Raw genomic sequence first — 13,029 nt, 5'->3', positions numbered from 1 at the left:
CTTACACCCCGCCTTTGTATTTGGTCAGTCGGCTCTTCACTTGTCCTTCTGCCAGTAGTTGATCATCTGCTTCAGAAAAAAGAGCACCTGCTACCTCGAACCCTTCGGCTCCAAGGTAAGCGGCGCTCTTGATCCACTCTTGTTTGGTTTGCACAAGCTCTGGCGCATGTGCTTGTTGTTCTTTTCGTGCCACTATGATCGGGCCCCCTCTACATCAAATTCATTGATTTTTTCTGTGGCTGCTCTCTGCACCGCCACGTTGTAGGTGAACTGGAACGCGATTTCCGTCCGGTCCTTTTTATCCCGCCAAATACGCAAGGTGGAGCTGTCGATCTCGATAAACAATCCAGATGTCTTGCCTTGATAACTGAACTGCCTTTGGCGAAGAAGCTCACGCAGCGGCTCAGCTGAAAGCGGCTGATAGACACCTGCTACCTTTGGATAGTGGAGGACGATGGCTGCTTCTGAGACCACCTGATAGGAAGTGAGGCTTCTTCCTTCTTCACGGACCCCTTGCGTCAAAAGAAACGCGATAGGCGGCTGGAATCGCTGCGCCATCCAGTCGTCCACGTTCACAACAGTAGATAGCTCTGGATACGCTTCCTTCACCAGTTCACTGAGAACAGCTAGCTCACGATCCATCCAGCTTCCACCTCCCACACTTGCGGTATTCTCTTCTGTCTTCGTCACATGTCTCTTCCCCCCGCTATTTCACTTCATTTGGCAAGGTATCCACGGCAAATACCCGCCGAGCAGGGAGCGAGTAGTCTTTGGCTTTGAACTCGCAACATCGTGTGGCGCCAATCGCCGTTTTCCCCGCTCGCCGGACATTTGAGTCTTCGGCGTACATAAAAAGCCACCCGACAGCTTCATCGGATGGCTCGTATCTCTCTTACTTGTTTCGCTTGACTCAAGTATAACCGATTCGGAGGAAAAACCGGGAAAATGACCCGATGTGTCAGGAAGTGTCAACCTTTGTCAACCTCAAGCATGCTTGTGAAAATGAAAAGAAGCTGTCATCATCAGACAGCTTCTCATGTATTAAGCCGGGTTCTGTTTTTCATCATCCAGTCTGCTGAGCCTGATCGCCATACATCGCCCATGCCATCTTCATCACGGCGCTGCGCTTGATTTCATAATACCGCTGTCTGGACACACCGATTTCTTTGGCAATCAGGTTGTTCTTGTCGCCATCCAGCAAAGCTTCGACCACCAAGCGTTCCTGCTCACCCGGAATCGTCTCAACCGCTTTATTGATCCGCTCAATTTTATCCTGCAAATTTTGCAGCCTCTTCCATTTTCGCTCCCGGCGTGCAACCTCCGCATGTGTCCGATCACCCGTGGTTCCCTTTCCTTTTGGCATACCCGAATCCAATCCGTATTGTGCGACCATTCCTTCCCCCGCCTCACGCAAAAAACGCTGGATGCGCACAATCTCGATCTGCATGTAATTGTAGTCGCGGATTTCTTCCTCGGCTTTTTGTAAAAAATCTACAATGGGGGCTTGCTCACTCAACCGGACGAAGCCTTCTTTTCTAGCGGATACTGTCTTTTGCTGCCCCTTTGCCTCATGATCCTGCATGTACTTGTCCCACTCCGGGCAAGAATCGATTTTTCCCACGTGCTTATCATGAACCTGGCAATGTGCTTTCTTTCCCCAGCACGTTGCCGGACACACCTCGCAAACTGCTTCCATGAAAACATCTTTGCTGATCAAGGCACTATTCCCCCTCGGTCATATATATGAAGTCCGCAAAATAATTTAACGATTTTCGTTGACTCTTGCGTCTTTTCTTAATCTTTGAGACAAACCAATCTGTCCGATAATGACTCCGACCAATAAAACAGCTGCTCCGATTAATGCTGCTTCTATCATTTCGTACGTATCTCCTTTGCATCATCATTTTCTTGTATAATGAAAGGGGGCAAAGAGGATACTCACCAGTTGTATTCTTTGCCCCAAGCATTCAATGGGGATTCCGATCGTCAGTCGGAGTCTCCTTTTTTTGTTCCAGCTGCTCTTTCTTTTTCTCTTTGTTTGCTTTTAATTGCAGGTTGAACAGATTATTAATCCGAATCTGCAAATCTACCTGCTTAAACGTGACGATTAAAGCAAGGAAGCACACGACAACCGCGAGAACCTGAACGTAATCAATCGTCATCATAGCATCACTTCTCCACTGCGGATGGCTTCGAGCATCGCGGTTTTCATTTCTTGCATGCTCTCTTCGCGAGGTAGTTTGATAAAGGAAGCAAGGTACTCCATGTCAGGAAGCAGAAAGTCGAGGATCGTCAGTACCGCCCGATTATCCCCTGACTGTGCTTTTTGGAGGGTCAGGCTGAACGAGTCAGCTTCTCGGCCAATTGGCGCAAATATTTGTTTTTGCATTTACTCACTCCTTGTCTGGTCATATTCAGTTTTTGGGCTACCTGTTCTTCTGTCATTCCTTGAATAACGACATGCTTGATAATGATCCGAGCTTTTTCTGGGAGTTGCATTAACACCTCCTGAACATACAGGTCCGACAGTTTGTCCTCGATCGCTTCCGTTCCCCGCATCCCCTCTTTGATCACCGTCTCCCTGTACAAACGCTTCTTGGCGGCGTATTGCAATCGCCAAGCAATCCTCTTGAGCACTTTTCTGCAATGCTCTTTCAACTGCTCATCTGTCACTTGCTTCACCTTCTGTCTTTTTCATCCCAGATAGGAACATTCGTTCTCTTTGTAGTACAAGTATCTCATACTACACTGATAAGTTCAAGTTCTTTCTACCAGATTTTTGGAGATGATTTTTACCGGTTGAACCTCTACATACACTACAAAAAAGACATTAAAAAAGCACGATCCCAAATGGAAATCGTGCCTGTATAGAAGTACGGAAGCATCCTTTCACAACTGCTGTCCCTACTACATAAAAGTACATAATTCTCATACTTTTTTAAGTTTTATCTGCCCTTCACGCAAGAAATACCTTACATGAAGAAAAACCTATAAAAAAAGCAAGCCCCCTTCGCATTCCCAGCAGAAGAGCTAGCTTGCTTTTCTATTCTTCGCACCCTTTTAATCCCAAATATTCGGACGTTCAACCCCCATCGTTCTCATATAATCCAGCAGCTGGCCGGTATGTACCGACTCATGATAGGCGATTCGCAGCAGCATGTCTCCAAGTGTACGGACATATCCTACATCGGATCGATCGATGCGGACACTCTCCAAATCGCTCTTGGACAGCCCTCTGACGAAGCGGAGAAACTCTTCTCGATACGGCTTCGCAAAGGCCACATCTTCTTCTACGCTCGAAAACTCTTTAGTTTCATACGGATTGGGGATGTCAGACAAGGCGGAGCTTCCCCGCTGGATCAAAATCTGGTGATACAAAAACTCACCCTCAATGACATGGCGAATCATTTCTCCGCACGTAAACGCTCTATCGTCAGGCTTCCAGTTAAGCATTTCTGTAGGGATTGCCTTCCACACCTTGATGCTCCTACGTCTTACTTCCTCAAGGTTTAAGATTAAGAGATCATTTTCGTTCATGCCATTCTCCCCTCTCCGTAAGCTCGTCCTAGTTTTTTTGATAGAGATCACATGTCGCTACGTGATCATTGACCATGCCGACTGCTTGCATAAAGGCGTAGCAAATTGTTGAACCGACAAACGTAAAACCGCGCTTTTTCAGGTCCTTGCTCATTTTGTCGCTAATTTCGGTAGAAGCAGGCACATCCTTCATTTCCTGAAAATGATTATGGATCGGCTTCCCTCCTACAAACGACCAAAGATAGCTGCTAAAGGACCCAAACTCCTCCACAACCCGCAAATACGCGTGGGCATTCTTCACGACGCCGCGAATCTTCAGCCTGTTTCGAACGATGCCTTCGTCTGTCAGCAATTGCTCGATTTTGGTTTCATCGTATTGAACGATTTTCTCCGCTTCAAAGTTATCAAACGCTCTTCGATAATTTTCCCGCTTCTTCAGGATCGTGTACCAGCTCAGTCCAGCCTGTGCGCCTTCCAAATTCAAATATTCAAAGAGCAACCGATCTTCATAGACAGGAACTCCCCACTCGTGATCGTGATAATCCATATAAATAGGGTCCTGATTCACCCAACCGCACCGATTCATGAAAAAGAAACCTCCTCTACGAATACGAACATATATTCTTATATAAAGAATATACAATCATTGGGTATTCTGCAAGTTTTTCTTCACAAAAAAGACCTCATCCATCTGAGGTCTCCTTGCAATCAAGCTGTTAAAATAATTGGCTTCCCCTTCGTTACAACGATGGTATGCTCGTATTGAGCTACGTAACTCTTATCAGGCGTAATGAGCGCCCAACCATCCCTGCCATCATCCACATATTCCGTTCCCGTTGAAATGAATGTTTCAACTGCCAACACGAGACCTTCTGTGAGCAAGCGTCTATCCTTTTTGTCATAGTAATTCAAAATGTAAGCAGGCTCTTCATGCAGGCTTTTGCCGATGCCATGGCCCGTAAGGTTTTTGACCACTGTAAAGCCCTTTTTCCTAGCCTCCTGGTGAACAATGCGACCAATCTGACTCAGCTTCGATCCCGCCTTTGCCGCATCCAATGCCTTGTACAACGACTCCTCTGCGCATTCGCATAAGGATTGCTTCACAGGCTCGCCTTCCCCTACCACGATTGAAGCACCTGTATCGGCAAAATATCCATCCAGCTCCGCCGAGACATCAATATTGATGATATCGCCATTTTGCAAAACTGTATCATCAGGGATGCCGTGCGCAACAATGTGATTAACACTGATGCATGTATGCCCTGGAAAATCATACGTGATTTTCGGTGCAGAACGCGCTCCGTACTTCGCCAAGATCTCTCCGCCAATCCGGTCGAGTTCTTTTGTTGTCACGCCTGCCCGCACTGCTTTTATCATCGCCTCTCTTGCTTCTGCCACAATGCTACCGATCCGCTTCAAACAAATCAAATCATGTTCATTTTGAATCGACATATGTTCCCCTCCTGTCTACGAATGTAATTGTTCACCTTTTCGCTTCCTACATTGGAACATTTTTCATCGCCAATCGCAACCCGCAGAAAAACAAAGGACCCCAGAAGCACCCTCTGCGGCTCTTATCTTACGAAGCTAGGCGCTCATGGTCTTCGTCACCCGTCGCTTTACCCCAGCCTCTCTACCAAAAACCAAACGACATTGGAAATGAGTAAAGACTGTCCGATTCCAAAACTAAACCCTGTGAAAAATCGCAGCTTGTTATTGCTTGTTCGCCACTTCCATTGTTGGGTAAAGCCATCAATGAGCATGGGCAATAAAAGCAGTCCAATGAAATAGTAAGGGGTCACGATATGCATCCCTGCCAAAACAGGCGCCGGCAGGTATCCAGCTAGGATCGCAACGCATCTCGCACATAGCGGCATTTTCTTACCACCGATAGAAAAGGAACGATCTGCTCGTCTATGACAAGGAATCCACTGCGTAATGATCTTCATCCACTCCCTCAATGTGAGCAATCTGGCTTGCAATCGCAATCTGGCATATCGCAATCCGGACAATCAACGGGAAGATGGCTGCAATCTGGCGAGCAATTGTTACGCTTTTTCCTGTTTGTCGAATAATAGAGGATCATGCTAATCAAAACAAGAAGACCAAGTATGAGCAAGACTCCTCCTGTAACATAATCCCCTTGATACAGAAATACGCCTCCCGCTATCCATGCGATCATACAAAGCGTTAATCCAACAAAAAACAGATACACCCTCTCCCTTCCCTTCTTTCTACGCGAAAGAGTATCTGCAGTTTCACCGTGCGTTACGATCGGGGTAAAGTCATCGACCCGGCTGATTTGTTATGGCGTCCACATATTTATACCGCTCTGCACGTGCGTATGTAAGCCGATAAACGGGGATCGGAACAGGAGCTTTTTCCCTCCTATTTGTATCTCTGTCCTCAACCTGCACATACTCCAGTTCCACATCAAATAGGCGTAAGAAACTCTCCGCGGCTTCCCGAGCAGACACACAAGAAACTGGATCGGGAAGCTCCTTGTTTTTGCGTACATCATGCTTGTAAAAACCCGTTACCTGGCCTGTCCAAGGATTCACTTTTACGTTGTAGACTCGATTGGTGAGAACAATCCCTTGTCTTCGCTCATAGAAGTAATAGGTATTTCCGGTACCGCGCAAATAACAAAGCTCGTAATAGTGAAGCTCAGCAATTCCACGCTCCATGTATTTCTCCAAAAAGCGCATTGCGATTTGCAAAGCATCGTGGAATGAAAGGCGTGGCGTTTCATATTCCATTTTTTGATTAACCGTAAAGGCAAGTAACTCGTTGGTCGCTCGATTGAGTGTAACACATACAAAATCAGGATCGTAAATGGTTTCAGCGTCCTCATCTTCCGGTAAAGGCCAGTAATAATGGATAGTAGGAGGCCACTCAGGGTCTGACGCAGCGTCAACAAATCTGAAAGATCCACTCCTTGGATAGAAAGTTAATCCATCCTCATTGGGAGTCACGACTGTCGCTCTTTCAATCTCTGTGTGAGTTACATCTATTTGAAAATGTTCCTTCAACCACAGCTCGATCTCCTGAATGTCTGTGAAAAAAATAGATTCCCCTTTAGGAACTACGGGAATAACCTCGGAGTGGTTTTCTACAAGTCGTCTGCCCCCTATGACTGTCTTTGCTGGTTGTCCTGTCTCCGCATGAATGACTGCATAGTCTAGCGGTACCCCATCAGGAATGTACTTGAGCTGCCCTTCCTCCTGTTCATCGTATATGAGCATCATGTTGTTCTGAAATAAAGCTAGGTATGCTTGTTTCGCCTCATCCTTTGTTATGATTTGCGGCTTAGTCGGTTTATTTTTTCGATCAAAATCATGAAATCCGCGGTAATAGATGCCTACTAAATTTCCGAACTCGTCTAAAGCTATCCGTAAATATACTCCTGATAGCAGAATCCCATGAAAAAAATATCGATAGTACAGCTCCCATTGTTTTTTCCCACGATACTCTCTCAGATTCGCTGTATGATCGCTCACCATCTCTTTCAAATGAACCCCGTATAATTTTTCCGCCACTTCTTTTGCTCGCTTTGTTGCTGACTCGGCATCGACCCTCTCACCAAAAGCAATCGACTCTTGGTATGTTCTATCTAAGTCGAACTCCATCACATATCCCGTTTCTTTGTCTATTTCCAGTTCTGTATCATCATGACCTAATTTTATCTCCCAAGTTCTCCAGTTATCGCGCGTTTTAATTCGCTGCTGAGACAATTCAAGCATATCAGGAAACAAACCAAACCATCTCTCCATCGTCTCCCGAACTGCTTCTGTCGGATATATATTCATCACTTTCCCTCCCGAACGAAAAAACCGTCAATGCAGACACTGACGGCTTCTCTATTTGCATGCGAAATTCTAATCATCATCACCATCATCAAGGTCATCCTCGTCATCGTCATCATCATCGGTAGAGCTATTGTCGATCGTGGTCGTCGAAAGCACTTTTCCGGTAATAGCATGAATGCGTACGTCTACTGTTTGGGAGTCTTTTTCCGTGATCACCCGATAGACTGCTCCGCTCTTTGTCTCGATTAAATCAACATCATCGATCTTGCCGCCACTTGTTCTTTCCGTCGCAATTTGTTTCGCTTGCTGTTCGGTAATTTTAGTTTGTGGCTGCGCTGGTTGATTCGAGCTTTGATTCGGCTTAGGCTGTTGCTGTGTTTGGGGTTGTTTTGCAGCTGGGTTAGTTGCGTTGCCTGAAGCATCCTTCCCGCCATTATTCGGTTTCGGTGCTATGCTGGCTGTCGGATTTGAACCCGGCTGCGTTGGATTCGTTGCTGCTTCATTTGCCTTCGGCTGCGCAGTGGCTGCGGCCAAGGAGAGCTCTTTCAATTCAACAATTTCCCCCGTATGTGCATCCACCATCACACTATACGTTCCGCGTTCATTGAGGAGTTGGAGATTGTAAATGCTGTTTTCTCCTACATCTGTCATGGAAATCGATTCAATCTTCCCCGGGTAGCGGGCCGCCACGATCTGTTTGACTTCCTCCGCTGATAATGACTGCAAATTCATGCTCGCGAAGATCCGTTGCACACCAAATGACGTCGTGACCAACAGAAAGCTTGCCAGTAGCCCTATTTTCCATTTTTTATTCATACGTACCTCCTGCTATTTCTTAGCCAGCCCTGGTAAAAAAACGGTCACGAGCGTCCATTTCCCTTCCTCGCTATCCAGTGCAATATCGCCTTGATGGGCATCGACGATCTGTTTGGCAATGGAAAGACCGAGTCCTACTCCCCCTGTTTCGCGGCTGCGGGCTTTGTCTACACGGAAGAAACGATCAAAAACATGCTGCAAGTCTTCCTTGGGAATCCCCATTCCATAGTCCTTCACTGAGAAAAATGGACGGTCCTCTTGAATCCCCACCTCAAGCTCGATTTCATTTGAGCTGTATTTCATCGCATTGTCGAGTAAAACGACGAGCACTTGTTTTAGTTTTTGTTCATCGGCCATCACAGGAACCGATTCGTGGTTTGCACCCAGTTGGAGGGATCTGCCATACGCATTGGTCAATTGCGCAATGGTCGTTTGGCACATCGGGATCAAATCGATTTCTTTAACATCCAGATTCCATTCCGCGCTATTGTTTGCCAGAAGGAGCATTTGATTGGTCATATCCTTCATCCGCACGGCTTCCGAATAGATCGCTTCCACCGACTCTGCCAGAACCTCCGGCTTTTTCGTCCCCCAACGCTTCAATAGCCTCGCATAGCTTTCTACTACGGTCAGCGGCGTTTTCAATTCATGGGAAGCATCCGAGACGAACTGCTGCTGCTTCTCGAAGTTCTGCTGCAATAAATCCATCATCTTGTTAAAGGTACTTGCTAATGCGTGCAATTCATCCTTGGATGTGTGCTCAAGCGGTATTTTCTTAAAAATACTGCGCGCTTGAATGTCTTCCATCGTTTGTATCATTGAGTTGACTGGTCGCAAAATCAGATTGCTCAACATGCGTCCTGCAAAAAAAGCAGGAATCAGCACGAACAGCGAAGCAAATAACAGCACGTTTTGCAGCAGGCTCAAATTTTTTTGCAAACCCGCAATCCTTTCAATAACTTCTAGCGTGACAATTTTTCCATTCGTCCAAATGATTGGGACCTTGACGTACGCGTATTTCGCTCCGCTGACATCGAAGACACCGTCACTCGCACTTCTATCAAAGATCGGCTTCGGTGCCGGGATTGGCTGCGTGCTGTCTACTTCCTGCGTGACGATAGCCCGTGATTGCTGATCGATAATCCGGATCATCCCGTTTGCCGGCAAATACGGCTGCAAGAGCGTAGCAGGGTCAAAATTTTCCACACCGATCTGATTGAGTCCACTCTGAATGTGCAGAACCTCTCGTTGCAGACGATCCAGCTCTCCGTCTGTTGTCACTTTGTAGAACATGAAGTAAATGAAGCTGTTGACCATGAGCAACAGAAGCAAGAGTGCGACCGTGGAGAACAAATGAATTTTATTTTTGATTTTCATATTCTACCCCTTCAGCATATAACCAACGCCTCGTACTGTATGCAAAAGCGGGGTTTCATACCCTTGGTCCACCTTTTTACGCAAGTAACGGATATACACGTCAACGACATTTGTGTCTCCGAAATAATCAAATCCCCATACGTGTGTAAGAATCTGTTCACGATTCAGAACTTGGTTTTTATTCTGCATCAGATAAAGCAACAAATCGAATTCACGCGGCGTCAGCTCGATCTGACTGGAACCTCTCGTCACTTCCCGCGATTTTTCATCCAGGCTTAAATCTGCTACTTCTACTTTGGAGCTGGTTTCCACTTGCCTCGTCATTTGAGACAAGCGGAGGCAGGAACGGATGCGCGCCAACAGCTCTTCGATTTCAAAAGGCTTCGTGATGTAGTCGTTTGCGCCTTGATCGAGTCCATTTACTTTGTCCACGACAGCATTCCGGGCCGTCAACAAAATGACTGGTGTCGCGGAGTCCTTTACCCGAATCCGACGAAGCACCTCTATGCCTGACAAGCCTGGCAGCAGTACATCGAGCAAAATCAAGTTCCATCCGCCTTGATTGTACTGTTCCAGCGCCTCGAGCCCTGTTTTGGCGATCTCGCTTTCGTACCCTTCGTATTCCAGCTCTAATTGAATCACACGAGCAATTTTCTCTTCATCTTCCACAATTAATATTCGCTCCGACATGTAATCCTCCTAAGCCTTGCTCCATTATCCAGATGAGTTTAGCAAATATTGGCTGTGGTTCAAAGAGTAATCCGTACGAAAGATATAACTTTTTACTTATATCGATAACCCTACCCACTGCCAATACGCGTAATAAAAGACGATCATGAGGATCGCGTGGGCTGCCCCTGCATACAAGCTCAACCGCAGCAAATCCTTAGGCAAAAAGGTCTCTTTGCCGCTCTCCTGGAACATAAGCAATGCTTTGGAGCTGACAGGGAAGGTCAGGCAGTAATTCATGCCAACCATCCCTAAGAACAGCACAGTCACTTCATTTAAGTCAAGGCTGCTCGCAAAGTAGAGAAGCGGCGGAACAAGAATGACAGCTCTCGTTGTATGCGATGTAATGTACAGATGGGAGGTCAGCGTCAGCAAAGTAATAACCACAACGATCAGAAGGGATGATTCCCCTTCCAGCTGCTCGGTGATCGTGAACAGCTTCCCCATGATCCACTCTGCCGCGCCGCTCTCCGACAACGACTTTCCAATTGCAATGGCTGCCCCTACAAACAGAATCAGGTTCCACGAGACAGACTGAACGCCATCCTTCCATTTCATGACGCCCACATTGGGAAGTGTCAAAAGAAAGGCGCCGACAACTGTCGTAGTAGCAATCTCGATTCCGTGAAAACGCTCTGTCAGCCAGAAAATGACCATCGCCCCGATCACAGCAACCGTATATTTTTCGTTGCGGGACAAGGTCAGGGAGAGCTTTTTACTCGCGAGCGGGCGTTGCATCTCTTCTTTGGTGAGAAATAGCCCCAGAACAATCCGGCAAGTCACGATGCTGGCCACTATCCCAAACGGCAGTCCCCACAACAGCCACTCTGCGAAGCTAATCCCTTCCCCATTGAACTCCTTCAGCATATCGAGTGCGATAAAATGGGAGCCCGCTCCGATCATGGTGGAGCTCGTCGATACTAAAATAATCGTCGGAATCAGGATTGCCATGGCTTTCGTGATTTGCTTGTTCCCGATTTCGGAGGTCAGCGAGTGAAAAACAGGCAGCAGCACCGCTGCGCGTCCAGAAGTAGACGGTATAAAGAATGCGAGAAATTGAACGACGACCGTCAAGAGCCAAAACAAGCTTTTGACATTCTTTGCGCGGTTCACAATCAGATCTGTGAGTTTGCCTGCCAAGCCGGTCACTTGAAGAGCACCGCCCAGAATGAAAGAGCCAATCATTAACCAAATGACATCGGAGGCGAGCGAGTCGAACAAAATTTCCTGGTCAGCCGTTCCTGTCACGACGAGGAGCAATACGGAGCCAACGGCTACATAGGCGGAGTTCAGCGAGGTGGTCGTCCACAGGATCACAGCGACACAGAAGCAGAACAAGCTCCATTTGGCTTCCAATGTCAGGGAAGACGGCAGCATGAGCAGCAATTCAACGAACATAATCAGAACGATCGGAAGGACCCAGGCAGGTCTTTCCTTTGCGATAATCTGTGCAATCACGATACTTGCTCCTTCTCCATTAAACGATTTGCGAGCTGTAGGCCTACCATGATGGTCCTCATGGAGCTTTCCGAGCAATCGGTCAGCCACTTCTGCGCATGCATGAACGCTTCCTCCAACGTAGACGGCATTGGCAAAATACTCGTGTACGCATCAATTCCGTGCTCATAATTGAGTCGGGCACCTTTGCCAACAGTCCCCACCAAAGCCACTACAGGCAAGGCATGCTTCTTCGCCCGCTTCGCCACTTCCACTGGAATTTTTCCTCGCGGTGTTTGAAAATCAATGCTTCCTTCCGCCGTAAACACAAGGTCTGTCTCTTGAAGCATCCGATCCAAATCAATGTACTTCATGATAATGTCGTAGCGCGGATACAGATTCGCACCGGTCAGAGCATGCAGTCCGGCACCCAAGCCACCCGAAGCACCACTGCCCGGCATGTCTCTGACGTCGATCCCGAAATCCCGCTCGATGATAGACGCGAATTGTTCGAGTGCTTTTTCCAACTCAACGACCTGCTCGGGCGTCGCACCCTTTTGCGGGCCAAACACGCGAGCGACTCCGTTTTCCCCACACAGCTTGTTAAACCAGTTGCAAGCCACATCGATTTGCACCTGCTTGAGTCTTTTGTCCATGCCGGAAACGTCGATTTCCGTTACTTTTGCCAGCGAGATTCCGCCTTCAATACGGATTTCTTGACCGCTTGCATCCAAAAATTTCGCGCCCAGTGCTTGCGCCATGCCTGCCCCGCCATCGGAAGTACCGGAATCGCCGCAGCCTAGCAAAATACGATCTGCCCCCATGTCCAGCGCAGCTTTGATCAATTCACCGACGCCGTGTGTCGTCGTTTTGCGCGGGTCTCGCAAGCTTCTTGGAACCAGTCGCAGCCCGGCTGCTGCCGCCATCTCAATCACAGCCGTTTGACCTGTCGTCTCTGATCCGAACATCCCGAAATGGGAAGGAACCTTTTCTCCTACGGGGCCTGTTACTTCCTTATCGATAATCGAGCCATTCGAAATTTTCACAATCGCTTTTGTAAAGCCTTCTCCTCCGTCTACCATCGGCAGTGTCTGTACTTGGGAGAGCGGAAGTACGCGCAGAATTCCTTCTTTCATGCATTCAGCTGCTTGCTCGGCATCTAAGCTTTCCTTAAAGCCCGAAGGCACAACGAGTATACGCATAAAAACAACATCCCTTCTCTTTATTTGAAGTTGCTTTCGCATTTGTCTCACTTGAGTAAGACCAATACTAAGCTTCAAAAAAGAGAAGGGAATAATAGGAAGATGAGAAGTTGATGAGAGAA

General features: G+C 47.4%; 17 protein-coding genes. All 17 read right to left on the bottom strand.

The features are described from left to right. Position 1: 1 nt before the first annotated feature. The gene (locus C7R94_RS25350) at positions 2 to 193 is read right to left on the bottom strand and encodes a hypothetical protein (protein ID WP_106785447.1); all 192 of its coding nucleotides are present in this window, start codon (positions 191 to 193) and stop codon (positions 2 to 4) included. After that, positions 193 to 690 (bottom strand): hypothetical protein, encoded by a 498-nt coding sequence (locus C7R94_RS25345; RefSeq protein WP_233220664.1) that lies wholly within the window; start codon positions 688 to 690, stop codon positions 193 to 195. The genes C7R94_RS25350 and C7R94_RS25345 overlap by 1 nt, the downstream gene beginning before the upstream one ends. Positions 691 to 706: 16 nt before the next feature. After that, positions 707 to 850 (bottom strand): hypothetical protein, encoded by a 144-nt coding sequence (locus C7R94_RS30110; protein WP_158264708.1) that lies wholly within the window; start codon positions 848 to 850, stop codon positions 707 to 709. A gap of 213 nt (positions 851 to 1,063) precedes the next feature. Further along, on the bottom strand, positions 1,064 to 1,717 hold the full coding sequence (locus tag C7R94_RS25340) for a hypothetical protein (RefSeq protein ID WP_106785446.1): 654 nt from the start codon (positions 1,715 to 1,717) through the stop codon (positions 1,064 to 1,066). Between the two features lie 250 nt (positions 1,718 to 1,967). Continuing rightward, complete coding sequence (locus C7R94_RS25335; protein ID WP_017251814.1) at positions 1,968 to 2,165, bottom strand: hypothetical protein; 198 nt, start codon at positions 2,163 to 2,165, stop codon at positions 1,968 to 1,970. Then, positions 2,162 to 2,389, bottom strand: a complete 228-nt coding sequence (locus C7R94_RS25330; RefSeq protein ID WP_017251813.1) for a hypothetical protein — start codon at positions 2,387 to 2,389, stop codon at positions 2,162 to 2,164. The genes C7R94_RS25335 and C7R94_RS25330 overlap by 4 nt, the downstream gene beginning before the upstream one ends. Beyond that, positions 2,335 to 2,682: an RNA polymerase sigma factor gene (locus C7R94_RS25325; RefSeq protein WP_233220663.1), complete on the bottom strand. Its 348-nt coding sequence runs from the start codon at positions 2,680 to 2,682 to the stop codon at positions 2,335 to 2,337. The genes C7R94_RS25330 and C7R94_RS25325 overlap by 55 nt, the downstream gene beginning before the upstream one ends. Positions 2,683 to 3,060: 378 nt before the next feature. Continuing rightward, positions 3,061 to 3,537, bottom strand: a complete 477-nt coding sequence (locus tag C7R94_RS25320) for a DinB family protein (protein WP_106785444.1) — start codon at positions 3,535 to 3,537, stop codon at positions 3,061 to 3,063. Positions 3,538 to 3,565: 28 nt separating this feature from the next. Then, positions 3,566 to 4,123 carry a DNA-3-methyladenine glycosylase I gene (locus C7R94_RS25315; protein ID WP_106785443.1) on the bottom strand — a complete coding sequence of 186 codons (558 nt, stop codon included), beginning with the start codon at positions 4,121 to 4,123 and terminating at the stop codon, positions 3,566 to 3,568. Between the two features lie 122 nt (positions 4,124 to 4,245). Continuing rightward, on the bottom strand, positions 4,246 to 4,989 hold the full coding sequence (gene map, locus C7R94_RS25310; RefSeq protein WP_106785442.1) for a type I methionyl aminopeptidase: 744 nt from the start codon (positions 4,987 to 4,989) through the stop codon (positions 4,246 to 4,248). 167 nt (positions 4,990 to 5,156) lie between these two features. Next, a complete protein-coding gene (locus tag C7R94_RS25305; protein WP_106785441.1) occupies positions 5,157 to 5,486 on the bottom strand; it encodes a DUF2085 domain-containing protein in 330 nt (109 codons plus the stop codon). A 336-nt stretch (positions 5,487 to 5,822) separates the two neighbouring features. Then, positions 5,823 to 7,346 carry a YcdB/YcdC domain-containing protein gene (locus C7R94_RS25295; protein ID WP_106785439.1) on the bottom strand — a complete coding sequence of 508 codons (1,524 nt, stop codon included), beginning with the start codon at positions 7,344 to 7,346 and terminating at the stop codon, positions 5,823 to 5,825. 69 nt (positions 7,347 to 7,415) lie between these two features. Beyond that, the gene (locus C7R94_RS25290; protein WP_233220662.1) at positions 7,416 to 8,162 is read right to left on the bottom strand and encodes a PepSY domain-containing protein; all 747 of its coding nucleotides are present in this window, start codon (positions 8,160 to 8,162) and stop codon (positions 7,416 to 7,418) included. Positions 8,163 to 8,174: 12 nt separating this feature from the next. Beyond that, the gene (locus C7R94_RS25285; RefSeq protein WP_106785438.1) at positions 8,175 to 9,539 is read right to left on the bottom strand and encodes a HAMP domain-containing sensor histidine kinase; all 1,365 of its coding nucleotides are present in this window, start codon (positions 9,537 to 9,539) and stop codon (positions 8,175 to 8,177) included. A gap of 3 nt (positions 9,540 to 9,542) precedes the next feature. Beyond that, complete coding sequence (locus tag C7R94_RS25280) at positions 9,543 to 10,229, bottom strand: response regulator transcription factor (protein WP_106785437.1); 687 nt, start codon at positions 10,227 to 10,229, stop codon at positions 9,543 to 9,545. A 96-nt stretch (positions 10,230 to 10,325) separates the two neighbouring features. Next, on the bottom strand, positions 10,326 to 11,666 hold the full coding sequence (locus C7R94_RS25275) for an SLC13 family permease (RefSeq protein ID WP_327935324.1): 1,341 nt from the start codon (positions 11,664 to 11,666) through the stop codon (positions 10,326 to 10,328). A 56-nt stretch (positions 11,667 to 11,722) separates the two neighbouring features. After that, positions 11,723 to 12,907, bottom strand: coding sequence for a glycerate kinase family protein (locus tag C7R94_RS25270; RefSeq protein ID WP_106785435.1), 1,185 nt, complete (start codon positions 12,905 to 12,907; stop codon positions 11,723 to 11,725). Positions 12,908 to 13,029: the final 122 nt, after the last annotated feature.

It is taken from the genome of Brevibacillus sp. NRRL NRS-603, from assembly GCF_003013445.1.
GTDB classification, from domain to species: domain Bacteria; phylum Bacillota; class Bacilli; order Brevibacillales; family Brevibacillaceae; genus Brevibacillus; species Brevibacillus formosus.
The sequence above is the reverse complement of the archived record's forward strand: the minus strand, read 5'-3'. Positions and strand labels throughout refer to the sequence as shown.

Bases quoted from the DNA above. Each gene is read 5' to 3' on its own strand.
- C7R94_RS30110 (WP_158264708.1), bottom strand. From the start codon at position 850: ATGTACGCCGAAGACTCAAATGTCCGGCGAGCGGGGAAAACGGCGATT.
- C7R94_RS25335 (WP_017251814.1), bottom strand. From the start codon at position 2,165: ATGATGACGATTGATTACGTTCAGGTTCTCGCGGTTGTCGTGTGCTTC.
- C7R94_RS25330 (WP_017251813.1), bottom strand. From the start codon at position 2,389: ATGCAAAAACAAATATTTGCGCCAATTGGCCGAGAAGCTGACTCGTTC.
- C7R94_RS25320 (WP_106785444.1), bottom strand. From the start codon at position 3,537: ATGAACGAAAATGATCTCTTAATCTTAAACCTTGAGGAAGTAAGACGT.
- C7R94_RS25315 (WP_106785443.1), bottom strand. From the start codon at position 4,123: ATGAATCGGTGCGGTTGGGTGAATCAGGACCCTATTTATATGGATTAT.
- map (WP_106785442.1), bottom strand. From the start codon at position 4,989: ATGTCGATTCAAAATGAACATGATTTGATTTGTTTGAAGCGGATCGGT.
- C7R94_RS25305 (WP_106785441.1), bottom strand. From the start codon at position 5,486: ATGAAGATCATTACGCAGTGGATTCCTTGTCATAGACGAGCAGATCGT.
- C7R94_RS25295 (WP_106785439.1), bottom strand. From the start codon at position 7,346: ATGAATATATATCCGACAGAAGCAGTTCGGGAGACGATGGAGAGATGG.
- C7R94_RS25290 (WP_233220662.1), bottom strand. From the start codon at position 8,162: ATGAATAAAAAATGGAAAATAGGGCTACTGGCAAGCTTTCTGTTGGTC.
- C7R94_RS25285 (WP_106785438.1), bottom strand. From the start codon at position 9,539: ATGAAAATCAAAAATAAAATTCATTTGTTCTCCACGGTCGCACTCTTG.
- C7R94_RS25280 (WP_106785437.1), bottom strand. From the start codon at position 10,229: ATGTCGGAGCGAATATTAATTGTGGAAGATGAAGAGAAAATTGCTCGT.
- C7R94_RS25275 (WP_327935324.1), bottom strand. From the start codon at position 11,666: ATGTTCGTTGAATTGCTGCTCATGCTGCCGTCTTCCCTGACATTGGAA.
- C7R94_RS25270 (WP_106785435.1), bottom strand. From the start codon at position 12,907: ATGCGTATACTCGTTGTGCCTTCGGGCTTTAAGGAAAGCTTAGATGCC.